We start from the raw sequence: 24,278 nt of genomic DNA on the forward strand, positions 1-24,278 counted from the left end.
TATTTGCTCCTTGACCCAGTGGCATATTGCCATTAATTTATCGTTAATCGGCGGTTGTCGTGGGGATGGTCGTTGAGGAAGGAAGGGGGCCGGTTGATGCGTAGTGTTTCGCTGAGATCTGGAAACGTTTCTGATTGGTTCATTCCATCGCTGGTGCAAGCGTATTGCACCATGACGAATGGGGGAGCGTTCGAATGCGCGTTGAAGTCAGCGAAGATACCATCAATGCAGATCCTCGTCTGGTCTCTTGGGCTGATCAGGTATGCCAAAAGTCGTGTTTTTGTCCGTGTCTGGAGCCATGTCTTGCCGCTGGAGCACCAACTCTGGGTGCAGGGCAGCCAGTCGCAAGGCCAGTTCTTCGTCGGTTCGACCGTTCAGGACGCCTTTCAGGAGGAAGTCAGTCGAGACGCGCAACCGGTTCGAGAGAGCGGCAATGAGGAAGACGCTGGGTGCGCGATCTCCACGCTCAATCTTGTTGAGGGTGGAGGCATCTACCCCCAGAAGCCGGGCACACTCGCTCTGGTTGGGAATGACGAGTTCCCGGGCCCAGGCGATACGTGTTCCGATGGCTCGCTGGAGGATAGTCAGGGAGTCCGAGCGCTTGTGTTTGGCCATGTGGCCTTTTTAGCAATGGCTTTATGCCAAATCCAGAAGAAGTTTTTTTTCTTACGATTTGTGGCATTTTGCCACGGAATGGTTTTTCTTCGTAAAGGAATTGATAATGAGGCAAATTAAAGAAGGCCAGATCCCGCGTCGGATTTCTGCGAGTGCGATTGCTGCGATACTGGCGTCTGATGGCTGGCAGCCGATGCAGAAAACAGCGCGCAAGAAATCTGCTGGCAAGGGACGGAAGATCTCCAAAGTTTCAGGTGGTACGGAGAAGCGGCAGGTTGTCGATCGTGAGAGCGCAGAGGCGCTTCCTCCCGGTCATCCGGTCAGCTGGAAGGCTTTGTGGGGCTCGGATCTGGCGCCGGCGTTTCCTGCCTTGACCCCGATGGGTGTGTCTTCAGCCTGGGAAAATATCCACTGATGCATACTTTGATTCGCGAGGTTTTGCCGCGTGAGGAGTCGGTGAATGTGCGGCCGACTTTAGAGCGCCTCCAACACCATGAGTTTCAGGACCGTAATGGTGTTGCTCGTGTCGTGAACACGGTTCAGTCCATGTATGATGCGGGCGATATTGGGGATGACGAAGTTTCTGTCGCTGATCGTTGGTATCGGGAATATCTGTTCGCAACTTTGGGAGTTGTGGAAGAGCGCCCCTCGGATGGACGTTTTCGGGAAAAAGGGGATGTTCATACCTGGATGATGGGGCGCGGGAAGTGTTCTGCTCGTATTTCCGAGATCAGGGAGATGTTGGGACTGTGCGGACATGTCCGTCTGGAGATGCTGTTAGCCCGTGAAATGTCTTTCTCGGCTATGGCGCGTCAGTTGTATCCGGGGATATCCGAAGGTCGGGGGAGAATGAAGGTATCAGCTCAGTGCGCCCTTCTTCTGGAGCAGCTTGTTCATGTATATAAAAATATAAAAAAGAATTATCGTTAAAAAGTTGTTGAAATCTGCGGTCGATTATTTTATAAAAAACGTACATTGAATTATTTTTATTTGTAAGGCCAATCCGATTTTTGGGTTGGCCTTTTTCTTTGGAAGAATTTATTGGAATGGAACGATTTAATATCGTTCCCGGAGCGGTTGTTCTTTCCGGGCGACAAACAATGATTGTTTTGTGGGATGAAGGGCCTGACGTAATTGCCTGTCCATTGGTGTCTGCGGATGAGGCGCTTCATCGTGCAGACCATAGTCTCGAATGGCATGAACTTGTGGATGCTGGTTTGAGGCGGCTGGACGTTCGTTGCCGGGCTATTCCCTGTCAGCGTCAGGTCCTTTCTCTCAGGGCTATTGGGTGTGTTGATGAGGCTACGGTGAAACGTCTCAGGATGATGGCTCAGAGAGAGTGGAAACATCGTTTTCAGGAGAGTGTGCCTTCATCCAAGGTCCGAGCGAAACCCCGTCATGTGGGGAAAACAACGGCGGTCTGGTTTGATGGATGTTCGATGAGCAGTCGGCGTGAGGAACGCCTGCACATGGGCTGACGGTCAAATATGAGACCGTATGGGGATATGAGCAGATGAACGAAACACAGACTGACGGACTGCGCGGACGGAATGGGCGTGCACGTCGGCGTAAGGAGCGGTTTCTGGAGCATCTGGCGAAAAGTGGAAATGTTTCTGACTCTGGTCGTGTTGCCGGGGTTCAGAGAAGCACGCTGTATCATTGGAAAGAAACAGATGCGGCTTTTGCGTCTCAGTGGGAGGATGCGCTGGAGGATGCAGCCGATGTGTTGGAAGCTGAAGCGAGGCGTCGTGCTTTAGAGGGGTATGACGAACCGATTACTTATGCTGGCAAGGTTGTTTGCGATCCGGAGACGGGTCATCCGCTTGTCAGGAAAAAATACAGTGATGGGTTGATGGCGTTTCTGTTGAAGGCACATCGTCCATCGCGTTTCAGGGCGGCGCATGATGAAGTTCCTGCCGCGCCTATTTCCATCAGTATCAGTTATGACGACAGCGTCCTTTAGATTGAATGATGCGCAGCGTGATGCTGTTCGACTTTTGGGAGGGCCAGCTCGTCATATTTTGCTGAGAGGGGGTTCGAGGTCCGGTAAGACATTTGTTCTGATCCGGGCGGTTGTCATTCGGGCTTTGAAAGCTTCCGGAAGTCGGCATGGGATTTTCCGTCATCGACTGACGGCTCTTAGAGCATCTGTTCTGCGGGACACGTTCCCAAAGGTCATGCGGCTCTGTTTTCCACAAGTTAGCTGGAAGCTGGCGCGACAGGAAAACATCGTCACCTTTCCGAATGGATCGACAATTTTTTTTGGAGGTCTGGACGATGAGCAGAGGACTGAAAAAATCCTCGGTCTTGAATTTTCGACAGTTTATCTGAACGAAGCGAGCCAGATCAGTTATGGCGCGCGGAATATGTTGCTGACGCGTCTGGCCCAGAAGTCCGGTCTTGTGAACCGAGAATATATTGATGCCAATCCTCCAAGTGTTGGGCACTGGCTTTATGCGTTGTTCGAAATGGGAATTGAGCCGAAATCGGGTGAACCGATAGGGGATCGTTCTTTATACGATACGATGATTCTTAACCCTCATTCCAATAAGGATAATCTGGGAGAAGAATATATTGCGGCACTGGAAGCGTTGCCGGAACGTGAGAGGCGGCGTTTTCTTCACGGGGAATATCAGGCGGCGGTTGAAGGTGCGTTGTGGCGTATTGACTCGTTTCGACGGGAAGCCGCGATTACAGCAAGTAGCCGGATGGATATTGCGTGTCGGATGCGGCGGATCCTGGTGTCTGTCGATCCTTCGGGTGCGTCTGGGCCTGAAGATTATCGCTCTGATGAAATCGGAATTGTAGTTTGCGGGGTAGATGCTGACGGTGTCGGGCATGTGCTGGAAGACCTGTCGGCGCGGGATAGTCCGGCGGGGTGGGCAGCTCGTGCCTTGCATGCACTTGATGACTGGCGGGCCGAACGCATTGTAGCCGAGCGCAACTTTGGTGGTGCTCTGGTGGAAAATACAATTCGAAGTGTGCGGGCTCATGCGCCGGTACGATTAGTGACGGCCGCGCGCGGGAAAGCGGCACGTGCCGAGCCGGTTGCGGCACTCTATGAAATTGGCAAGGTGGTTCATCATGGGCGTTTTGAAGCGCTTGAGGATCAGCTCTGTCATTTCTCGGTCAGTGGATATCGTGGTTCCAGGTCTCCGGATCGTGCGGACGCGATGGTCTGGGGGCTGAGTGAACTGATGCTGTCTGGCAGCAGCGGTGTGACGGGCTGGAGCCCGTCAGGATTTTCGTTGGCGCGCTGAAAAGCCTTCGGGCTTCAGGTGGGCTTTAGCACTGGAGAACTCATGGACTGGTTGTCCCTGCAGCGGCGGTATGCCGTGCCGACGGGTGCGTCTGCGCGGACTGCGCGCCTGTTGGCGTTGAGACGTGTTCTGGATGGTACGCAGTATGATGCTTTGCCGCACCCGTTCTCGATGGAGCGATCGGGAGCGGGAGAGTACATCCCGCTTTCTAACAGACGTCCGTCCGTAAGAAGTAATCTCTGTCGAACTGTTGTTGATGAATCTGTTTCATTGCTGTTCGGAGATACGCATTGGCCTAGCCTGATTGCTGATGACACTCGGGTGTCAGATGCGATGGGGGTCTTTGCCTCTCAGACGCGGCTGGCATCTTTGATGTTAGAAGCTGCGACTGTTGGTTCGATTGGTTCGGTGGCGGTTCTTTTTGAGGTTTCAGCCGGTGTGCCGAAGCTCTCAGTTTTGGATACGGCGTATCTGACGCCGTTCTGGGACGATGTCAGTGGAGAATTGCTGCGGGTGGAAGAGCGTTTCCTGGTTAGGGGGCGTGATCTGGCCGTGCAGGGGTATTCGATTGGCGAAGACCTTCTGGGTGCTCAGTTCTGGTGGCAGCGGATCTGGACGCCAATGGATTGCGTTGTGTCCGTTCCCTGGCTTGTGGGGATGGAGGGAGGCGTGCGGGATGAGAGTCGGTCCGTTCGTCATGGGCTGGGGTTTGTTCCGATTGTCTGGATCCGGAATCTTGGCGGTCGTCAGGGGCAGGATCCGGAAGGCGAATGCACGTTTGAGCGAGCGATTGATACGGTTATCGAGGCAGATTATCTGCTGTCTCAGGCGGGCCGCGGACTAAAATATGGTTCCGATCCGACGCTGGTTCTGAAAACGGGTGGATTTTCGGAAGGTGTGGCGCATCAGGGAGGAGCGTCTTCCGCTCTGACGTTGCCACCTGAAGGTGATGCCAAGCTGCTTGAGATCAATGGCAATGCGGCGGGGGCGGTGCTCGAGCATTACCGAGAGCTTCGGCAAATTGCGCTTGAGCAGCTTCATGGCAACCGGGCGCATGGCGACCGGATTTCGGGCGTGCAGTCTGGCAAGGCTATGGAGATGATGTGCCAGCCGTTGATCTGGCTGGTGGATCGGCTGCGCCATTCTTATGGCGAGAGTGGATTGCTGGCCATTTATCGGATGGCGTGTCGTTTCTCCTGTGTTCTGGAAAATGGTCTGCGTCTGGGCGGTGTTCTGGTGAAGGACTTGCCTTACTGCCGCATGACGTTGCGGTGGCCTGCCTGGTTCCCGGCGACGGACCCTGAGCTTCTGTCTCTGGCGCAGGGGCTTGTGACGGCAGTTTCGAATGGAATTCTGAGCCGGGAGACGGCCGTCAGGATGTATGCGACGGCGTCTGGGAATTCTGATCCCGGGACGGAATGGCGGCTTCTTGAAAACTGGGTTGCGTTGGATGGCGTATAAGATTGAGCGGAGAGAAAATGTCCGGGTCTGAAAATACTCTCGAAGATGTGGAAGGACTTCGTCAGGCGCTTGCTGAGGCGATGGACGAAGTGAAATCCGTTCGTCAGGCCATGGCGGATGCTGAGGCCAGACAGGAGGAGCTTCAGCGTACGCATGAAGAGGTCATTTCCCGTGTGAAGCGGGAAAGTGATCATGACGTCATGATCGCTGCATTGCGGTCTGAAGCCATTCGGATGGGCGCGCATAATCCTGATGATGTTGTGCGTCTGGTTAATATGGAAGGTGTTAGTCGCAATGACGACGGCACGGTTGTGGGGGTGACGGAAGTTCTGGAGCGAACCCGGAACGACCGTGCCTATCTGTTTGGTGATCTGGTGCGCCCTGGGTATTCCAGCGGAACGACGGTTGGTCACCCTGCGCCTAAGCCAGGTGAAGCTGAAGCATTTAATGCCCGGTCTGCGACAGATTCCGACTACGAAGCTCGCAAATGGCAGTTTCTAGCCGGAGCCTGATGGCTCTGGTGTGAAGTGATTGATTGTGGCCGGTGAAATTCTGCCGGAAATTTTCCATAAATATTTACGGAACGAAATTAATGAGCATTGATAATTTCCCAGTTCAGCTTCAGGCCGCCATTCAGCAGGGCTTTCTGGCCCGTGAGTTTGAAAACGGTTTGAAATCCCGTCTTGGTTTCCGTCAGGTTGCAGATCGGGAGGTTTTTCCGAACGCGATTGGTGAGACGCTGACCAAAACGCGCAAGAGCCTGAAGGCGCCCGTTACAACACCGCTCAACCCAACCGGAAATACCAATTTTGATAACGGGATGAGTCCTGCCGGCTGGTCTGTTGAGCAATACACGCTCTCGATCAATCAGTATGGTGACACGATTGATCTGAACATGGTCACGAGTGGCGTCGGAATTGCGTCCCAGTTCCTGGCCAATGCCAATACGAATGGTGTTCAGGCCATGCAGTCTCTGGATCGTCTGGCGCGTAATACGCTTTTTGGTGGTGCTCAGAACGGTGTTGGCGGTTATCTGGGTGGTAATACGCGTGTCAATATTGCGCTGGATGCAGAGGGGGATACCATTCAGGTTGATGATATCCGTGGGTTCCAGTCGGTTATTGTCAATGGTCAGGTGACGCTGATCGGATCCAGCAATGGCATGACTGTCACGGTTGGCTCTGATGTTTATACGCTTGTCCGGGTTGTGGCGGATGCGACCAATATTTCTACGGCTCCGGGTGGCATTTCCGGGCAGATGACGTTCTCCGGCAGCGTTTCTGTTTCCGATGGTGCTCTGGGTCAGCCTGTGGTTGCGGCAACTGCGCCGAAAGTGATTCGCCCTAACGGTCGCCTGACGACGGCGGCGCTTCAGACGGCAAGCGCGAGCGGTCTGGCAGATACGCTTGGTATTCAACAGGTTCTTGCCGGTGTTGCGACACTGCGCCGGAATAACGTGCCGATGATCAATGGTGCGTATCACTGTTATCTGGATGATATTCAGCTTCTGTCGCTATTCCGCGATGATGACTTCAAGCATCTTTACCGTGGTGCGTATGGCTCGGAAGAGTATCGCTCTGGACAGGTGATTGAACTTCTGGGCGTTCGTTTCATTCCGACGACTGAAGCGCCTCAGCAGCTTTCGCTGGGGGCAGGGCCGATCCATCGTGCGCTGCTTCTGGGTCAAGGGGCGCTGATTGAGGGCGATTGTGCGCTGACAGGTCATTCCGATATTCCAGATGCTGATCGGGCCCTGATTGAGATGGTTGATGGTGTGGCGATGGTGACCCGTGAGCCGCTGGATCGTCTGCGGCAGATCATTGCGCAGTCCTGGTACTGGATTGGTGGTTTTGCGCTTCCGACGGATGTGACGGCGGATACGAATGTCATTCCGACAGCGACCAACAGCTATCTGAAGCGTGGTGTCGTGATTGAGAGTCTTGGCACGGATGCGCTGGGTATGACGTTCTGAAAATGAACTGGGGCCTCATGGGGCCTTTCAGGTCAGGGGAAAATTATGTCTGGAACGGCAAGTCTGTCTTCTGCTCCTTTGACGGAAGGAGAGAAAATGGATGTCCGGAGGTTTTGCGGGTATCCGGCGGTCGGATCTCGGGAGACAGGACAGGAATCCTGGCGCTTCTTTCAGGTTGAGGGAGCGCTTGAATGGCGTATGGGGAACCTGTCGGGCGCAGAGCTTCAGCAGATCCGGCTTTATCTGTTGCAGCTTTATCCTCTTGAAAAGGCTCTTCTTGGAGCTTCGGACAATCTGGATACGGCGCAGGCTGCGAGCTGGTATCACAATGGTCATGAATTGCGGGACCGGATGACGCTTTTTACGCTCTGGAGGCGTCGTCTCTGTGCGTTTCTTGGCGTAACGGGTGGTCTGGAGCTGCAGGATGGTCGTGCCGTAGTGATTTGAAGGAGGCATGATGCATCTGGAACTGATTGCATCAAGGATCTGTAAAGGACATGCAAAAGCAGCGGGTATTTTGGGACAGACAGGTGTGCAGTATCGGCCTGATAACCCGTTAGAGCCGATGCAGGATGTTTATGCCCATCCAACGCTGGCTTTTGACGCGGATGTTTCTTTTTCATTTTCCCGCGTTCCTGGCTGGGGCAAGGTTATGGAATATGTTCTGACGGATCGACGGGATGATACGTTGGTCGGGGACATTCTGACATGCGCTGGGAAAACGTTTTTTGTAGCGGTGGTTGAAGATTTGAGGCCGCCCTTGTGTGTTGCATGCAGTCGGGTTGTACAGGTCAGTGGCGTGATCGGAACAGAGGGAAATGTTGTTGAGGATTGTCCTGCTGCAATTGTTTTGAGGTCAAAAGGAGAGGGTTCGGGGAGTGGCGTTCCGGGCTCGGTGAAACCTGGTCAATTCGTCATGTATCTGCCACTTCTTTCTGGTGTCATGCTTCAGCCGTACATGACGGTCACGACAGATCTTGATGTAACCTACACGGTGAATACTGCTGAAATATCTGACTGGGGTTTACGTTGCACGATGTCTTTGCAGCAGATCTGAGAGGAAATTGATATGGCGGATGCCTCTCAGATGAGCCAGGCGCTGGCGTATGTCTGTGCGGGAATATTGTATCCGGACGGTCTGGAAAAACCCTCCATTACCGGACGGCAGGCCGTTATTCGGCGAGGCTGGCTTTTGCCGAGTGATATTTTTACAGCTCAGAATATTCGAAATCATACTGATTTCGTAACCGTTACGATGTCTGCCCGGAAGGGCGCGACCGTACCGGAACCTCTGGGACGTCCGTGGCAGGTTCAGGCGCGTATTCTGCCGACTGTTTCCGTTCTTCAGAAAGGGCGATCTGTCCAGATTGTTTTTCCGGAAAGTCTGGCTCCTTCAGGGGTTGTTGGCCTTTGGTATGAAGGCGCTCTTCAGACGACAGCTGCTTATGCGGTGACAGCACAGTATACAGCAGAAAGTGTGGCTGCTGCTTTGGCGGATCAGTTGCCGAATGGGACTGTAGAGGGGGCGCTCGTTAGCGTGCCGGGTGTTTCGGTTCTGGGAAACGTTGTCGGATATGGGGAGTCGGTTCGGGTTAGCCGCCGGCAGAGTCAATTGTATCGTGTTTCAGTCTGGACCGCGGATGCCAGTGTTCGGGATATAATTGGGCTAGTTCTTGATACGGCTCTTGCGGAGAAAAGCTGGATCTCGACATTGGATGGCCGACAGGCGCAGTTGAAGTTTGTGGGTGTTGAAGATGTGGATGCCATGCAGAATCAGGCAGTTTATCGCCGGGATTATCTCTATGAGCTGATTTTCGACACGCTCCAGACCCAGTGGGCGGCTGACATGATGTTTGGGGTAGGGACTATTGACGCCGGGGGGCAGGACGTTGGCTTTGGTGCCATCGCACCTGCATCGGAGGAAGACGTTGTGACGCGGGCGCTGGAGGCGATGGCTGCTGCGGCGGTTTCTGTGTCTGCCCGTTCTGAATATCCAGGAATGGCGTTGAATCAGTTTGGTACGGTTGTCAGTTCGACAGACTGAAAAGCAAAAGAATTTAATTGGAAAAGCCTTCTGTTCCGGACCTGGAGCAGAAGGCTTTTTTTATTGTGGGAGAAATACCGGCGGATGTCTCTGGTTTATCAGGCGGGTACGCTGAATACGACGGCACTGACGGTGCCTAATCTGTATGTGCAGATTGCACAGCCACAGACACTTGGACTTACAGGCGCGTCTTCCTCCAAGCTTGGTATTGTGGGAACTGCGGGGTGGGGCCCTGTGGGCTCACCTGTGCCTGTGGGGGGAATGAGTGATTACCTTGCGGCATTTGGCGCAAAACAGAATGCTGTGACTGATGCAGGTCTGGCTGTGAATATTGCTGCCATGCAGGGGGCGTCTTCTTTCGTGGTGGTCCGTGTTACGGATGGGACGGATGTAGCGGCCTCTGGCAGTTTTGGTGATGTATCGCTTCAGGCTGTTCATACGGGCACGGCGGGCAATGGTATTATTGCGACTGTCAGTGCAACAGGGGCGGGATATGCGCTGGCGGTTTCCCATCCTGTGTTGGGGTTTGCCAGTTATGCCGGTAGTAACTGGTCAACACTTGCGGCGGCTGTTGAGCAGGACCTGTCAGCTCTGATTGTTGTGCATTTGCCAGAAACGGTTCCTGATATTGCGGTTGGTAGTGTGACTTTGTCGGGTGGTCTGGATGGTGGAGCACCTTCTGTTTCGTCTTTTCTGGGGAAAGATGACATCGTTCGAACGGGTATGTATGCCCTGAGAGGACAGGGATGTGCGATAGCGCTTCTACACGGTGTTACCGACAGCGCGTCTTATTCTTCCCAAGCCGCTTTTGGCCTTGGAGAAGGGACGTATATGATTGCTACGGGGCCTTCTTACGATAACGTGACGAATGCTGTGTCAGTCAAAGCTGCCAGTGGGCTGGATTCATCTGCCGTTAAGCTGATGTTTGGTGACTGGCTGTGGTGGAATGATGACGTTAATGGAATGATGCTTGTCAGCCCGCAGGCTTTTTCGGCAGGAATTTTGGCTGCGCTTTCGCCTGAGCAGTCAAGTCTCAATAAGGCACTGGCGGGGATTGTTGGTAGCCAGAAATCAGGCCTGAGCGGCAGTAGCGCAACATATTCTACGGCAGAGCTTTCCACGCTGTTTACTGCGGGGATTGATGTTATTTGCAACCCTGCGCCGGGCGGTTCCTACTGGGCTGTGCGTTGTGGGCATAATGCATCGAGCAAGGCGACTGTAAATGGCGATAACTACACGAGACTGACCAATTATATTGCATCCTCTCTGGCGGGTGGAATGGGGGCTTATGTTGGCCAGGTTGTGAATGACACGCTGTTTTCGGATATTCGCTCGACGCTTCTCGGTTTTCTGTCGTCTTTGCTGTCTCAGGGAATTCTGGGTGTTCAGAACGGTGAACTGCCTTACAGTGTAGTTTGTGACAGTTCCAATAATCCTCAGACACGGACAGCACTTGGCTACGTGCAGGCGGACGTTGCTGTGCGTTATCAGGGGATCAACGAGAAATTTGTGGTGAACCTGCAGGGGGGCACATCCGTGACGGTGACGTCTGCAGGCGGGAGCATCTGAGCATGGCAAATCCATACAGCATTGGCCGGGATTGCCGGATTACGGTTCTGTGGAACGGGCAGCGCGTTGATCTTCGGGATGTGACGTCTTTCGGGGCGTCGCAGGAGACACATGCTCTGCGTGCCAGTCCGCTTAACGGAATGCCCGTGGAATTTAATGTTCCAAATGGCTGGAGAGGCTCCTTTCAGATTGCCCGGGCAAGTGCTGCGCTCGATAATCTGGTGGCTGCGATTGAGGCTGCTTACTGGAATGCGGGTACGGTCGGCAGTGGTACGATTTATCAGTACGTGACGGAACCGGACGGAACGACCAGCACCTGGGAATACACGAATATTTCCATCAAGCTGAAAAATGATGCGTGGCAATCTGACCAGATGGTTCACCAGACGGTTCAGTTCTTTGCTTCTACAAGGACGAAAATTTCGTGAGTGCACTTCCCGAAACCGTATCTCTCTCGGATGGGCGTTGTCTGGCTCTGAAAGAAATTGATCCGGCAGATATGCTGGATCTGATTGAAGCCGCAGGTTCGGCGGTAAATGGTCCTGCCGCGGCCACGTGGCTTGGATATGCAGAAATGATTTGCTCTGTCACGGCGATTGACGGGGTTCCTGTGCAAATGCCAGGGACCAAGGGAGAAATTCGTGAACTGGCGCGTCGGTTGGGCAAAATTGGAGTAGCGGCTCTTCACCCTCTTTTCCAGCAGGAACAGGACGAAGAGGCTGTGGTGGCTACAGCAAAAAACTGAGTGGGCACTCTGTGTTTCAGGAGATGCTTTATCTTCTGGATCATGGAGTGCCTTGGAATATCCTGAAATCGTGGTCGCGGGCTCGGCGTATGGCAGCTTGCATTATTACCGCGGAGCGCGATGGGCATGTGTTTGACTGGAGCCGAAGGCAGTATCGGGAATAGAGATGCGCACAGACAAATTACGGATTGGGGCATTTCAGTTTGATCTACCAGTGACCCGGCATGTTTTCAGGGCGCGCTCAGCAGGTTCAGTAGCCTCGTTTGTGCCGCTACGTAGGCGATTTGGGACATCCTTCCGTATCAATGAAAAATCTCCTCCGAGCATCTCTTCAGAAATGGCACGTGTAAGAAAAATGTTGACGGCCGGGGATCGGGATAAGAGTTTTCTAAAAAATAATAATATTTATGCTTTTCTTGGAGGGGGGAAGAAGGACGCGCGGAGTAGGGCGACCTACAGGAGAGCAGGCGTTAAGGCGGAGCGGTCATTATTAGAAAAGCTTTTCAAAAATCCTGTATCGCCAGAGGCACGGCGGCCAGTAAAGCCGACTGCAGGTTCGGTTTCTTCGGTTGTTAATGGTAGAAATACTCCGATTTTTCGGAAGACATTTAAGCATCTTTCTGACGTATGGCGACCTAGGAAACATGAAGCAAAGGGGGCTGCGCGTGCTTCTGCGATAGGAGTTGTCAGAAATACAATTTCCCATCAGCATGGGAAAATAATTTCTGGGTTCAAGGAAAACAATCTTATTCGTTTGAAGACGCCGGGAAGTAACTCTGTTCGGAATGTTAACGGCAAGCTGCCGAACAGTGTGGTGCCTTCTGGTGGGAAAAGAAAAAAGATCTCAGAAAATCTGATGCAGGATCAGAATGGTCAGCATCAAATGGTAAAAGAAGATTCTTTTTTTGACGCTGTGGGGCGTGCCTCCTCGAAATCACGTGGTGGAATATTCGAGCGACACGATCCAGAGCGAAGTTTGAGACTTGCGACGCGTCAGGGACACGGAGGCGTAGATGAGCTCAGATTCCCGCAATATCCCGGTCAAAGTATCGGAATGAGTTGAAATAAAGGAGAGCATGGATGGGCTTGACGCTCTCTGCACTTGAAAATGCCATTGGCTCTGCCGGGCGGTTAGGAGCAACGGCACCTGTCATGCTTGGGGAACTGGTGCTCACAGGTATTGAAGTGCCGGACCGTCTGCAGGTCGGTGGTCGACAGATGATGGTAGTTCATCGGCTGCCTGGTGGGGGGCGTGTTGTTGATACGCTGGGCAATGATCCGGGGCGTTTGGAACTCACAGGTAAATTTCTTGGACCGAATGCACAGGCGCGGGCTCAGGCAATTGAGAAAATGCGTGTTCGTGGCACGCCTGTTGCGTTTTCTGCGGCTGGCATTGCACTGCAGGTCTGGATTGTACGCTTCGTTTATTCTTATGAAGCGAAAGGTGCGCTTTGCTCATATGAGCTGACTCTTGAGAGACCAGCGGAAAGTGTTAGTTCTGCAAATGCTGGAAATACGCTTGCGAATGTTTTGGGAAGCGATGTTGGCAGTGGTTTGGCTCAATTGAGTGGCGTTATTTCTGACGTATCTGACGGTTTGTTCGTCGAAAGTGGACAGCTTGCCTCGATTGTCGGTCAGGTCATGCCTTTGGGCACGCTGGTGGGTGCCGGTGGCTCTCTTGCCAAAGTCAGTGATGCACTTACCACAACAAGTGCTCTAAGTCAGGGCGTTACGAATCTGGCGGGAGCGTCAACAGTTCTGGATAATTTGTCGCGGCAACTCAGTATTTCTGGGCAAGGGTTGATGTCGGCACTCCAAGTCTCTGGTCAAAATATTGAAAATATCCAGGTCGAGAGTGCCTCTTCTCTCTCCGCTGTTGTTGGAAATGCCGCTGTACAGAGTGTGGGGGCAGACGTCGGCGGGCTGATCAATCGGTCGAATGCGTCTGTCGGACAGGCCCTGGGGCTTACTGCACAAACGCCGGCAGTTCATTCGTGAGGATTCATGAAAGATATTATCGTAACTTCGGCGGATATTTCCCTGTTTGATGTTGCTGCGCGAGAACTGGGTGACGCCTGCCAATGGTGGCGGATCGCGGATTTCAATGGACTGAGTGATCCTGATCTGGGGTGGGTTGAAACAGTTCTCACTCTGAAAATTCCAGGAATTGTATCGGAGAGTTCGTCAGGTCTTCCTGATGACGTGGGGCAATGACAGATCGTCAGCTAGAGGTTCGTATCCTGTGGGACGGAATAGAAAATTCTGTATTGTATTTAAAGAAATTTGAAATTGATTCTCACCGATATGAAGCGTGTGACACTGCTATTCTGACTTTTGTTCGCGGTGAAATTGCCGAAAGTGGCTCTGCCTTCTGGTTTGAAAGTGGCAATACGGCAAGTCCATGGGTGTCTGTGGAAATTCGGGATCTGAAAGCATCCAATACGAAGTGGACCCCGATTTTTCAGGGACGCGTAGATCATGTGCGCATTCTTTCGCAATCCTCCATTGTTGAGATGGAATGCAGAGATGCTCTGGCGCGATTGGTTGATCTGCGTGTGCAGGATGCATGGTTGAATCATACTGGATCTGATCTTCTGTCCGTATTGGCTGAGGCTGCCGGCCTAGATACCCGAGTGTCATTTCCTGCAGATATGCCTGATCGTATGTTGGGTCAGTTCTGGCAGATCGAGCATAAGCGTGGCTCTTTTCTTTCTCAGCACCGCTTCCAGACGGCGGCCGATCTGGCGTTTTCTGTTGCACGGGAAGCGCTTTGTGATTTGTACGTGGATGGGACGACACTTGTGTGTCAGCCGATGCAGAATTCGGGCTACAAACAAAACGTCATCGACGCATGTGGAATTGTTTTCGAAACAGATATTGCTCGAGATTTGCAATTGTCCTCCGGGATCATAGTGCATCTTGCCTCCTGGGATTCAAGGCAGCGTAACAGCACTCATTTATATTACGATGGAAAAACATTTTCTGAGAATACACCTGTAACAACGAAAACGCTTCATAGCTTTAGGGTTCCGGGCCGTAGGGTGGAAGATCTGCGGCGTTTGGCCCGTGGAAAATACGAACGAATAGCTGCTCACGCCGTGTCTGCACGTGTTTCGATGCCTGGCCTGATCGGGCTTGAACCGCGTCAATTCATGCGGATTGCATCAGGACAGGCGGAAATTCTTGGAGTTGATCAGGTCGTGTCACGATTTTCGCTGGAAGAGGGTTTTGTGCAGCATGTCGTGTTACGCAGACGGGGGAGTGAGGCATGACTCACGGGCAAATGGCTACTGCGGCACTGGTTAATAGAAGCGCACATGCTGTTTTTGGGGTGGTGTCTGCTGTTGACCCTGTCAACCACGCGATCAAGGTTAAAATTCAACCTGACGATATTGAAACTGGCTGGATTGCGGATGTCGGAGGGGTGCAAGCTGGAGATCTCAGGATCGCCTGTCCCTCTGAACCTGGCACGCATGTTGTTTTACTTCCGATTGAAGGCGATGCAGAGCATCTGGTTGCTATTGGATCGGTCTTCGACACTGTTGTGGCAGCGCCTGTGTCGCCTTTGGACGGAAGTATTATCCAACCGGGAGAAATGCTGATCCGTGCCGGGTGTGGCAAACCGCCTGCTGGCAACGCTTTATCGTCTTCCATGGAGGAAAATGCACAGGCAGGTTGGTGCCAGATCGGGCGGCAAGCTGTGACCCTTGGAGCTGGAAATTCAAATCTCGTTATCTCTCAGGATCAGATTATTTTGACGGTTGGGGGCGTGAAAGCCGTATTGTCTGCAGATGGCCTGAAGGTCTCTTCTGGTGACGTCCAAACAGCTGAGCATTCACTGAATAATCATATTCATTTTGTGGGAACGCAGTCCACGGGAGGGCCGAGAGGATGAGTTCCATCGGGCATTTCTATGGTGGTGACCTGCTTCTGGAAAGTGGTGGACTTTCTGTCGTTTCTGGTTCGGAAGAGATTCGGCAACGTCTTTTGCGACGGTTATTGACCAATTCTGGTGATTATATCTGGCAGCTTGATTATGGCGTTGGTTTGCAGGGCATGATTGGGGATGTCGTCGTTCCTTCTGTGATGCAGGCTGAAATCCGGGCTCAGGTTCAGAAAGATGCAGGTGTGGATCCCTATTCCCCTGTTGAGGTCGATGCAAGGGCGGACGCTAATGGTGTGTGTCTGTGCAGGATTTCCTATGTCGATGCGGACACCGGGCAACAGCAAACCCTGGATTTTTCTTCGTAAAAAAGATGTGCCTGTTTCAGTCAGGTGCCTCTGGAGGATGTAATGTCTCTTTCTCTTCGCTCGTTTGCCACAACGGTTTCTACCGCGGTGGTAACGGCGCAATCTTCCTGTACGCAGCTGCTGGATGTTTCTGTTGGTTCGCCAGTTCGCGCATTGATGGAAAGCGTAGGCGGCATCGGGTTGTGGTTACAGTATCTGGTGTTGCAGACTTTGCTTCGGACCCGTTTGGCGACGTGTACCGCAGAGGATTGTGACAGTTTCGTCCAGGATTTCGGGATGTCACGTCTTCCGGGCACATTTTCTACCGGGATGGTCACCATGTCGTCGTTTTCGCCATCCCAACAGTCGGCTGTCGTGGTCCCTGGTACGATTGTCCGCACGGTTTCTGGCCTGTCTTTTAGTGTTGTGAAGGATAGTACGCTTGCAGTCTGGTCTGAAACGGCTGGGGGTTATGTTCGCGCGGCAGGCGTGCAGAATATTTCGGTTCCGGTTCGGTGCCAGACTGCTGGCGCGATCGGCAATGTTCCGATTGGGGCGATCTGTCTGATGGGTACTGCCATTTCAGGTATTGATACGGTTACAAACCCTGCGGCGTTTCTGAATGGCTCGGATCAGGAAACGGATGCAGAGCTTCGGGCTCGCTTTCCTCTGTGGTTGGCCGCGAAAGCGTCGGCCAGTAGAGCCGCTGTGGGAAACGCTGTCTTGGGTGTTCAGACAGGTCTGTCATATTCCCTGCGTGACGGGCTGGCAGTGGATGATACTGCACGTTCTGGATATTTTACTGTTGTTTTGAATGATGGCAGCGGTGTTCCTTCCGACCAGTTACTGACGCAGGTGTATGACACTGTAGATGAGGTTAGGGCGCTTGGTGTTGCATTTGGTGTGCGAGCGCCTTCTCTTCTGGTCCTGAATGTTTCCATGACAGTTGTTGTACCGGCATCGGTGGGAACACAGCAGGCTATTACAGCAATCCAGGATGCAATTACGCAGGATATTGCAGGAAGGACTGTGGGCAGTGGGTATGCCTATAGCAGGCTATCCTATCTGGCCTATGTGGGAGCAGGCGTGACGGTTACGTCCGTTCTTGATGTGCGCCTTAACGGCAGTCAGTTGGATATTCCGGCAAACGGCGATCAGGCTCTGACAGTTGGCAGTATTCAGATCAGCGTCATTCAAAACTGACAGACGGGCCTCCGGCATGAATATTTGCGGAGGATAGGGAAGACTATGCCTGTTTTTAATAGATATCCAAAACTTGAAACGTTGACCGGAAACGAGGTTCTCGTCCTGGCAGATTCTAGTGGTCAGCACACTGTTACGGCAACGGCATCCCAGATTGCTGGCGCCCCTGCGGTTTCTAAGCCGACTGGAGAATTTTACCAAGACAAAGGCGCGAAAATCAGCCGGTTTTCAGACCGTGTGCTGATTGGGGACGCCGCCGCCAATCCTGGACTGAGTGACCGTGAAGCGGCTTCAAAGAATGACTGGCTGTCTCGGACAATGGGTGAAACGTCTATTGGGCCGTGGGCGCTACAGGATGCGCAGTGTGCGTCTGTTGCGCAGTATGGGAATAGTGCTTTTGTCGCGGCATCCCGCACGTCAGATGCAAAAACGGCGCCGGAAATGCTTGGTTTTCAGCCAAGTTCGATCGGTGTGGCTGCATGGGGTGTCGCTGACGATACCTCTACGCCGACCACCACGACTGCATATGCCTATTACGGAGAGGCATGGCGTCTGGCTGGTGTAAATTATCAGCCAACATTCGTGATGGAACTGGAAGCCGTCAACTTTGGTGGGCTGGCCATAGGTCAATCCAACCCTTACGCGCCGAATGTAGGCGGAGGCGTTTATGGGATTCAGCTCGGTGCGGGTGGAGGTCAGACCACCGGTACGTCAGATGCTGCGGCGGGCATGGTTTTTGTTTCGAACCCGAATGCATGGCAGACGGGAATTGTCTTCGGCGCAACATCTCTTCGTGGGACTGACGGAACAGATGAGGGCTATGCGTCAGCGCTTTCTCTGGCTCGTAATCATGCCATGGAGTGGCACACTCCTGAAGTCGTTTCCGGGGTGGCGGGCAATAATGTTGGCGCTTTTGTACGGTCCACGGTCACGGAGCGCGCAAAGGGTGTCCGTCAGGATTTCATCGATAACGAAATTCTTTTCAGTAATATTGAAGGTCAGACGCTCTTTTCAGTCGGGAGTATGGCCGCTCCTAATAACGCTCTTCAGGTTCAGGCTGGTGCAGGAAGCCAGGCGGCCGGCCTGTATGTTCAGCGGGGAGAGAACGGATCGGCCAATCTGGGACTTTTTCCGGCAGATGGTGGCGAATTGCAAATGTCGTCTCCCGTCAGTGGGGCGGGTGCGACCCTGCCGACAACGGTTGACGGTGGATTTCTCCATATCAACATCAATGGATCCGATTATCGTATTCCGCTGATGAGTCCGGCGCAGGCTGGAAGCTGATTATGGCCAGACTCTATGACGAGGAAGGCCTTGTTCTTCAGGCTACGGATGGAAAAGCTCTTCTGGATACCGGGCCTGTGCCGGGGTCTGTTGAAGATTTTGCTGCTCGGTTGCGTTCGCTTCTTCCCGCCGGCTGGTTTCCAGCTCCTCCTCAGGGGCTGGAAGAGGAAAAAGCCCCTGTCCTTGTGGCGATTCTGACAGGTTTTTCGACCGTATTCGCCAGTATCTGGACACTGATGGAGAAGTGTCGGCGTCAGATGCGGCTGGCGACTATGAGCGATGCTTTTCTGGATATGCTTGCCGCAGACTATTTCGGCGTGGACGGGTTGCCGCGACGGGCTTCTGAAAGCGACGATGACTATCGCGCACGTATTGTGGGCTCCTTGGTGGCCCCGCGTAACACCCGGCAGGCTGTCAGGGACGCTTTGTTTGCTGTTACGGGTGTCGAACCTGTCATTATCGAGCCTCTGAACGCGGCAGATTGTCATGCGCAGGCTTCTCTTGCATCGCCGTCCTGTGGTGGCGGTGTTGGATATGGCTGCGCCGGCTTCCGGTATGGAAGTCAGTCGGGCGGGCAGTTTTTTCTGGAGACTGCCTTGGGGCAGGCTTCTGACATACAGGTTATTTATCAAGTGATTGAACGGACTGCAGCCAGTGGCATAACGGGCTGGGTTCGGGTGGAGCAATAATGGATCGGGCGATTGTATATGCGGGGTCTATCCCCCTGGATACGGACCTTCTGCGCGTAGGAAAGTATGGCAAGGCCGCAATCGGTCATATGTCTGACATGCTGTATGGTCGGGGTATTGTTGCAGCATCCGGACTTGCCTGTACGCCTTCCTCTTCCTCGTTGGCTGTAACGATTGGTGCCGGCTCCATTACGGCTCCGGGAGTTATGGATGCCGCTCCTCTGGGGGGGGGCGGTGGCGGCTATCGTGCTGACCCGACGCAAACCACGTGTCAGTATTCCAGCGATACGGCGGTGACGGTTACTGTGCCCGGAACGGGTGCAAGCTACACGGTTTTCGCGATCTGTTCCGAGCAGGATATTGATCAGACGGTTCTTGCATTTTTCAACGCGGCTAATCCTTCCCAGACGCAGGCAGGACTAAACAACAGTGGCGACGTGCTTCCTACCCGTCGCTGGGCTGGAATGTCTTTCGTTATAGCAACGGATGCGCCTGCGGCCCCAATGGGCGGCACAGTGGTTCCGCTTTATACGCTGACGGTTCCACAAGGGGTCACGTCGCTTGCCGGTGTACAGCCACAGCCGGGGCAGGCATTCTGGCCAACCATTCCCGAACTGGCGACGCAGACATTGCTGCGTGCAATCGCAGAACCAATGCAGCTTGTGGCGAATGATACGTCTCTTTCCATACCAACCTGGGCGACGCGTGTTGAGCTCCGTGTGATTGGAGGAGGTGGTGGTGGCGCATCGTCCAGCTCTACGCTGCTGACCGGATCTTTTTCCGGTGCCGGCGGCGGTGGCGGCGGTGACGCTTGGGGTATCTATGGCGTTAGCCCTACCAGCGGTGGGGCTTTGGGAATCACGATCGGGCGTGGAGGGGCTTCAGAGCAGACTGGAGGAACATCCTTGGTCAGCTACAACGGCCAGACCCTTCTGCAAGCCAGTGGAGGTCATGGCGGGTTTTTCTATGACACCACAGGCTCAGCTGGTGGTGACGGTGGCACTGCATCCGGAGGGACGATCTGGAATCAGACCGGGAGCTGGGGAGGAGACGGGCAGAGTAATGCCTCTACCTTTGCAGGTTATGGCGGGGACGGCCCATGGGGTGGCGGTGGTCGTTGCGGTAATCAGGTTGGCCGCGACGGAACCCGTTTTGGTGCGGGCGGTGGCGGCTCGTATTCTGCGGCTGTGGAGGGAACCCCGACTGCAGGCGGCTCAGGCTTCTCGGGTTGCGTGATGTATCGTTTTTTGCCGTAATATATAGCCTATGGGGGGCGTTTTTTATCCGTCCCCCGGCTATTGTTAGTTTATGGAAATTTCGCCGTCCGCCATATTCCGCGGTGGCATATCTTTCCGAAGTTTCGCAACGTCTTCCGCGTTCACTGCGGAAGCGTTGTTGCCCCAGGCGTGACGGATGAACGTCACAACATCAGCAACCTGCTGATCATTCAGACGATGCATAAAATCGGGCATCGTAAAGGCAGATGGGGCTGCCTCTGTCTTTGGTAACGTTGCTCCAGTCTGGACAACATGAACCAGAGACGCCGGATCTTTCCCCATTACGACAGGATTTCCCGCCAAAGGCGGGAGAACAGCTGGATAACCTTTGCCATCTGTGCGGTGGCAGGCGGCGCAGTTATCTACGTACAGTTTTGCACCGCGTGCAGAAACATCGGCTTTGCGAAGCGCAATGGTTGCAGTCGGGTCATAGACCCAGTTGGTTTGATTCCGGTCAAATGGCTGAAGTGCTTGCAGATATTTTGCCATGGCATGCAGGTCAGACTCCGTCAGGTGCTGTGTGCCGTGCACAATGGCGGACGTCATCGCGCCGAAACTCTCGCCTTGCATATTACGACCGGTCTTCAGGAAATCGACAATGTCCTGTTCGCTCCATCGCCCCAGACCTGTCCGATTTTCCTGACGAAGAGATGTTGGGATCCACCCGTCGATCATGGCTCCGCCGGCAAGGTAAGACGTGCCGTCTGACGCGGTCAGAGCTTTTTCCTGCATGGCAAGACCGCGAGGAGAATGACAGGCTCCGCAATGGGCAGGACCTTCTACAAGATAGGCTCCTCTTGCCATTTGGGCATCTGCAAATTCATGCAGGGTCTTTTCCTGCGCTTTTGCCGGGGCAGGAGAAAATGCCCATCGCCAGAACATGAGCGGCCAGCGCATCGAGAAAGGCCAGCGGACACCATTTTCCGGAGTGGGAATGGCTGCTGCGGAAACACCCTCATGAAAATATGTGTAGAGAGCGTGAACGTCATGGTCCGTCAGACGCGCGTAAGACGGATAGGGCATTGCGGGATAGAGTGTAGAGCCATCCCGGCGGATTCCTTCACGTAACGCACGACCAAATTCAGCTTCGGTATACTTGCCGATGCCGTGTTCCATGTCTGGCGTGATGTTTGTGGAATGAATGGTACCAACAGGAAGTGTAAAAGATACACCTCCAGAATATTCCGGTTTATTTTTGATTGAATGGCACGCTGCACAATCAGACGCTGCTGCCAGATACCGGCCTTCTTCTATAAGGGCCGTTTTGTCATCATTGGCAGACGCTGTGTGATGGCTCAGAGCAAATATGCCACCGGCAAAGGCCAGGAATGGGAAGATCTTCATGCCTGTACCAGTGGTCCCGGGGATTTCAGGTAGGTTGTACGAATGTGGTAGGCCGCCCAGTACGCAAGGGCTGCGACCATGCCTGTCGGATTATAGCCCATTCCCTGTGGGAAGGCATTTGATCCGATAACAAAGACGTTCGAAACATCCCAGCTTTGCAGATAGCGATTGAGGGCGCTGGTTTTAGGATCAGTCCCCATGACGGCACCGCCACCAAGATGCGTTGTCTGGTAGTGGCGGGTATCAAACGGCTGGCCCGCGTTCAGATGAACAAGATTGGCCTTTGTTGCTCCCATTGCTTTTGCAATGGGTTCAATCTTGCTGACAACATATTGGTTCATCCGGATATCATTGTCTTTCCAGGTGAAGGTCATTCGCAGGAGAGGCTGCCCATAGGCATCTTTCCAGGTCGGGTCCAGATCCAGGTAGACGTCCCGATAGGCCATGTTGCTACCATGAGCATCAATACCAATCGAGTGTTTGTATGTGTCAATCAGGGCGCCTTTATAGGCTGAGCCCCAGCGTGGCGTGCCACCACCACCTGTGCCGATGGCTGCGGCAATGGGTTTAACCCCCGCCTGATTGACCCAGACTGGCGAGCCACCAACAAATCCCAGCGGCCCATGATCGAAATTCATGCTGTTGAAGTCATCAATAGCAACGCCAACGCCGCCAGCACCGATAAACTGATTGGTATATTTGGAAGGCGGCAGCCAGACGCGGGAAGACGTGATGGTTTGGTAAACGAAATTACGCCCCGTTGTGCCCGTATTGCTGATGGGATCATACGGTTTTCCAATTCCCGAAAGCAGCATCAGATGAACGTTATGAAACTGGAATGCACTCAGGATAACGAGATCCGCAGACAGGGACACTTCTTTCTGCGTTTTGGTTTCCAGATACGTCACCCCCGTTGCTTTGGAGCGTGTATCATCCAGATCAACACGCAGAACATGTGCATCTGAAATCAGCGTAAAACCCGGATCCTGTCGTAGCGCGGGCAGAATATTCACATTGGGAGAAGCTTTGGAATACAGGTAGCAGTCGTATCCGCTGCAATACCCACAAAAATTGCACGGCCCCATCTGGCAGCCATACGGGTTTGTATACTGACTGGATGCGTTCGCAGCTGGCAGGGAATACGGATGGTATCCGGCCTCGGTTGCGGCAGCTCGAAACGTTGATGCGGTGAACGTATCTTTCATGACCGGCAGCGGGAAATTGTCAGACCGGTCTCCGTCAAAGATGTTGCCGTTTCCGACGATCTTTCCGTTTACGCGATACGCCTCACCGGACGTGCCGAATACCTTTTCCGCCTTATCAAAAAACGGTTCCAGTTCCGCATAGGTGACGCCATAATCCTGAAGGTTCATGCCCTCCGGAATGAATTTCTCACCGTAGCGTTCCACCACTGAACTGCGCAGGCGCAGATCTTCCGGTGAAACCCGGAAATGAACCCCTGACCAGTGAAGACCGGCACCACCAACTCCTTCTCCGGGCAGGAAGGCCGCCAGTTGCCGGTAGGGCAGGGCTGTCTGCTCAATCGTATTGCGAACAGTCACGGTCGTCTGGGAAAGATTCTGGAAGAGCCGTTTGCGAATGGCCCCACGAAGTTCGTCAATGGAGTCCGGATAAGCGCCTTCAACGGCAGTGGTGCGTTCCGAACCGCGTTCCAGCATGATGACTGAAAGGCCAGCCTCCGTCAGTTCTTTCGCGAGAATGGAGCCAGCCCAGCCTGCGCCAACAACAATGGCATCTGCATGTTTTTTGGTCATGATCTGTGCTCCTCAGGCCGTCTCACCCGAGAGCGAAATCGGGCCAAAGGGATACGCCTCTCCGTCCTGATTGACCCAGTCCATAAAGTCGGCGCGGGCACCTGGGAAGCCGAGCATCAGCCATCCTCCAAGCCTTTTGTTCCCGCCATAGAGAGGATCGGCAAAAGCACCTTCCAGCGTGTTGGTGCGCAGTTGCTCAAAGAAAACACGTCCAGGAACATCTCCAAGCGAAACAGATCCGCCTTCGAGCGCCGTCAGTATCTGCTCCTGTGCAGCCGACGGAAGATCGGCAAAGACTTTTCCATGCTGCTGGCGAGTATAGGTCTCAAGGCCCGCGATTCCTTTTCGGTACAGATCGCGCGGGACAAAGGGGAGCTGGTACCCAAGATTGGCCGGTCCCTGCACAAAAGGTGCGGACATGTACCAGTTGTCTCCATGCCCGTATGGAGATTCCATCTGTCGATCAATGAATTCGGCAACCCCCAGGGTCTGCGCTCCTGGTCCATGCTGATCCTGCGGGAAAAGACGCTCTGCTGCGGCTTCCACGAAACGGTATTCATCAGGGGTGAAGAAGGTGGGCTGATAGGGCTTCTGCGCTTCCTGAGCCAGCGCTTCAGCCCAGTGCGAATGCCCGCTGACCATCCAGAATGACGTGGAGCCCAAAAGGCCTTTGACGAAACTACGGCGAAGGGGGCGTGTCAGTGTCGGTTCCTTCGGGGGCACAGTGGTCTCCAGAACGAGGGTGGGGCCATGTTCGGGAAAAGAACATATCCGAAATGAGGCAGCAGAAGACCCCATAGATTAAGCGTC

28 protein-coding genes are annotated in these 24,278 nt (G+C 53.7%); 24 read left to right on the forward strand and 4 right to left on the reverse strand.

Annotated features, from left to right (window positions below; all coding sequences use genetic code 11):
- Positions 1-222 precede the first annotated feature (222 nt).
- Positions 223-615 (reverse strand): helix-turn-helix domain-containing protein, encoded by a 393-nt coding sequence (locus tag B7444_RS04565; RefSeq protein WP_016738407.1) that lies wholly within the window; start codon positions 613-615, stop codon positions 223-225.
- A 106-nt stretch (positions 616-721) separates the two neighbouring features.
- Here B7444_RS04565 and B7444_RS04570 point away from each other — a divergent pair, with 106 nt between their 5' ends.
- The 24 genes from B7444_RS04570 to B7444_RS04685 all read left to right on the forward strand — a co-directional run bounded on the left by B7444_RS04570 (position 722) and on the right by B7444_RS04685 (position 20,328).
- Positions 722-1,030 carry a hypothetical protein gene (locus tag B7444_RS04570; protein WP_007283068.1) on the forward strand — a complete coding sequence of 103 codons (309 nt, stop codon included), beginning with the start codon at positions 722-724 and terminating at the stop codon, positions 1,028-1,030.
- Complete coding sequence (locus B7444_RS04575; RefSeq protein WP_035729691.1) at positions 1,030-1,545, forward strand: hypothetical protein; 516 nt, start codon at positions 1,030-1,032, stop codon at positions 1,543-1,545. Before B7444_RS04570 ends, B7444_RS04575 begins: the two co-directional genes overlap by 1 nt.
- 116 nt (positions 1,546-1,661) lie before the next feature.
- Positions 1,662-2,093 carry a hypothetical protein gene (locus tag B7444_RS04580; RefSeq protein ID WP_035729694.1) on the forward strand — a complete coding sequence of 144 codons (432 nt, stop codon included), beginning with the start codon at positions 1,662-1,664 and terminating at the stop codon, positions 2,091-2,093.
- A gap of 35 nt (positions 2,094-2,128) precedes the next feature.
- Complete coding sequence (locus B7444_RS04585; protein WP_007283071.1) at positions 2,129-2,578, forward strand: hypothetical protein; 450 nt, start codon at positions 2,129-2,131, stop codon at positions 2,576-2,578.
- The gene (locus B7444_RS04590; protein ID WP_186810556.1) at positions 2,559-3,875 is read left to right on the forward strand and encodes a phage terminase large subunit; all 1,317 of its coding nucleotides are present in this window, start codon (positions 2,559-2,561) and stop codon (positions 3,873-3,875) included. The genes B7444_RS04585 and B7444_RS04590 overlap by 20 nt, the downstream gene beginning before the upstream one ends.
- 42 nt (positions 3,876-3,917) lie before the next feature.
- Positions 3,918-5,336: a phage portal protein gene (locus B7444_RS04595; protein ID WP_007283073.1), complete on the forward strand. Its 1,419-nt coding sequence runs from the start codon at positions 3,918-3,920 to the stop codon at positions 5,334-5,336.
- Between the two features lie 17 nt (positions 5,337-5,353).
- Entirely contained in the window at positions 5,354-5,848 is a 495-nt protein-coding gene (locus B7444_RS04600; protein ID WP_007283074.1) for a phage scaffolding protein, read from the forward strand.
- A gap of 80 nt (positions 5,849-5,928) precedes the next feature.
- The gene (locus tag B7444_RS04605; RefSeq protein WP_035729697.1) at positions 5,929-7,308 is read left to right on the forward strand and encodes a hypothetical protein; all 1,380 of its coding nucleotides are present in this window, start codon (positions 5,929-5,931) and stop codon (positions 7,306-7,308) included.
- Between the two features lie 45 nt (positions 7,309-7,353).
- Entirely contained in the window at positions 7,354-7,755 is a 402-nt protein-coding gene (locus B7444_RS04610) for a hypothetical protein (RefSeq protein WP_007283076.1), read from the forward strand.
- 7 nt (positions 7,756-7,762) lie between these two features.
- Positions 7,763-8,365: a hypothetical protein gene (locus tag B7444_RS04615; protein ID WP_007283077.1), complete on the forward strand. Its 603-nt coding sequence runs from the start codon at positions 7,763-7,765 to the stop codon at positions 8,363-8,365.
- Between the two features lie 12 nt (positions 8,366-8,377).
- Positions 8,378-9,352 (forward strand): hypothetical protein, encoded by a 975-nt coding sequence (locus tag B7444_RS04620; RefSeq protein WP_007283078.1) that lies wholly within the window; start codon positions 8,378-8,380, stop codon positions 9,350-9,352.
- An 84-nt stretch (positions 9,353-9,436) separates the two neighbouring features.
- Positions 9,437-10,921, forward strand: coding sequence for a phage tail sheath protein (locus B7444_RS04625; protein WP_007283079.1), 1,485 nt, complete (start codon positions 9,437-9,439; stop codon positions 10,919-10,921).
- 2 nt (positions 10,922-10,923) lie between these two features.
- Positions 10,924-11,349, forward strand: a complete 426-nt coding sequence (locus B7444_RS04630; RefSeq protein ID WP_007283080.1) for a hypothetical protein — start codon at positions 10,924-10,926, stop codon at positions 11,347-11,349.
- Positions 11,346-11,666, forward strand: a complete 321-nt coding sequence (locus B7444_RS04635) for a hypothetical protein (RefSeq protein ID WP_007283081.1) — start codon at positions 11,346-11,348, stop codon at positions 11,664-11,666. The genes B7444_RS04630 and B7444_RS04635 overlap by 4 nt, the downstream gene beginning before the upstream one ends.
- A gap of 166 nt (positions 11,667-11,832) precedes the next feature.
- On the forward strand, positions 11,833-12,729 hold the full coding sequence (locus tag B7444_RS04640) for a hypothetical protein (RefSeq protein WP_146911279.1): 897 nt from the start codon (positions 11,833-11,835) through the stop codon (positions 12,727-12,729).
- A 17-nt stretch (positions 12,730-12,746) separates the two neighbouring features.
- Complete coding sequence (locus B7444_RS04645; protein WP_007283084.1) at positions 12,747-13,664, forward strand: hypothetical protein; 918 nt, start codon at positions 12,747-12,749, stop codon at positions 13,662-13,664.
- 6 nt (positions 13,665-13,670) lie between these two features.
- Positions 13,671-13,880, forward strand: coding sequence for a hypothetical protein (locus B7444_RS04650; RefSeq protein ID WP_007283085.1), 210 nt, complete (start codon positions 13,671-13,673; stop codon positions 13,878-13,880).
- Complete coding sequence (locus B7444_RS04655) at positions 13,877-14,938, forward strand: hypothetical protein (RefSeq protein WP_007283086.1); 1,062 nt, start codon at positions 13,877-13,879, stop codon at positions 14,936-14,938. Before B7444_RS04650 ends, B7444_RS04655 begins: the two co-directional genes overlap by 4 nt.
- Positions 14,935-15,561: a baseplate assembly protein gene (locus tag B7444_RS04660; RefSeq protein ID WP_231502854.1), complete on the forward strand. Its 627-nt coding sequence runs from the start codon at positions 14,935-14,937 to the stop codon at positions 15,559-15,561. Before B7444_RS04655 ends, B7444_RS04660 begins: the two co-directional genes overlap by 4 nt.
- Complete coding sequence (locus tag B7444_RS04665; protein WP_007283088.1) at positions 15,558-15,917, forward strand: hypothetical protein; 360 nt, start codon at positions 15,558-15,560, stop codon at positions 15,915-15,917. Before B7444_RS04660 ends, B7444_RS04665 begins: the two co-directional genes overlap by 4 nt.
- Before the next feature lie 42 nt (positions 15,918-15,959).
- Positions 15,960-17,099, forward strand: a complete 1,140-nt coding sequence (locus B7444_RS04670) for a baseplate J/gp47 family protein (protein WP_007283089.1) — start codon at positions 15,960-15,962, stop codon at positions 17,097-17,099.
- A gap of 45 nt (positions 17,100-17,144) precedes the next feature.
- Positions 17,145-18,383 (forward strand): hypothetical protein, encoded by a 1,239-nt coding sequence (locus B7444_RS04675; RefSeq protein ID WP_007283090.1) that lies wholly within the window; start codon positions 17,145-17,147, stop codon positions 18,381-18,383.
- A 2-nt stretch (positions 18,384-18,385) separates the two neighbouring features.
- Complete coding sequence (locus tag B7444_RS04680) at positions 18,386-19,072, forward strand: hypothetical protein (RefSeq protein WP_007283091.1); 687 nt, start codon at positions 18,386-18,388, stop codon at positions 19,070-19,072.
- A complete protein-coding gene (locus tag B7444_RS04685) occupies positions 19,072-20,328 on the forward strand; it encodes a glycine-rich domain-containing protein (protein ID WP_007283092.1) in 1,257 nt (418 codons plus the stop codon). The genes B7444_RS04680 and B7444_RS04685 overlap by 1 nt, the downstream gene beginning before the upstream one ends.
- Positions 20,329-20,373: 45 nt before the next feature.
- Here B7444_RS04685 and B7444_RS04690 read toward each other — a convergent pair whose 3' ends face one another.
- The 3 genes from B7444_RS04690 to B7444_RS04700 are packed head-to-tail and all read right to left on the reverse strand — an operon-like array spanning position 20,374 to position 24,191.
- Positions 20,374-21,693 (reverse strand): c-type cytochrome, encoded by a 1,320-nt coding sequence (locus B7444_RS04690; protein WP_007283093.1) that lies wholly within the window; start codon positions 21,691-21,693, stop codon positions 20,374-20,376.
- Positions 21,690-23,468, reverse strand: a complete 1,779-nt coding sequence (locus B7444_RS04695) for a GMC family oxidoreductase (RefSeq protein ID WP_007283094.1) — start codon at positions 23,466-23,468, stop codon at positions 21,690-21,692. The genes B7444_RS04690 and B7444_RS04695 overlap by 4 nt, the downstream gene beginning before the upstream one ends.
- A 12-nt stretch (positions 23,469-23,480) precedes the next feature.
- On the reverse strand, positions 23,481-24,191 hold the full coding sequence (locus tag B7444_RS04700) for a gluconate 2-dehydrogenase subunit 3 family protein (RefSeq protein ID WP_007283095.1): 711 nt from the start codon (positions 24,189-24,191) through the stop codon (positions 23,481-23,483).
- Positions 24,192-24,278: the final 87 nt, after the last annotated feature.

It is taken from the genome of Gluconobacter thailandicus F149-1 = NBRC 100600 (genome assembly GCF_000964465.1).
Lineage (GTDB): Bacteria > Pseudomonadota > Alphaproteobacteria > Acetobacterales > Acetobacteraceae > Gluconobacter > Gluconobacter thailandicus.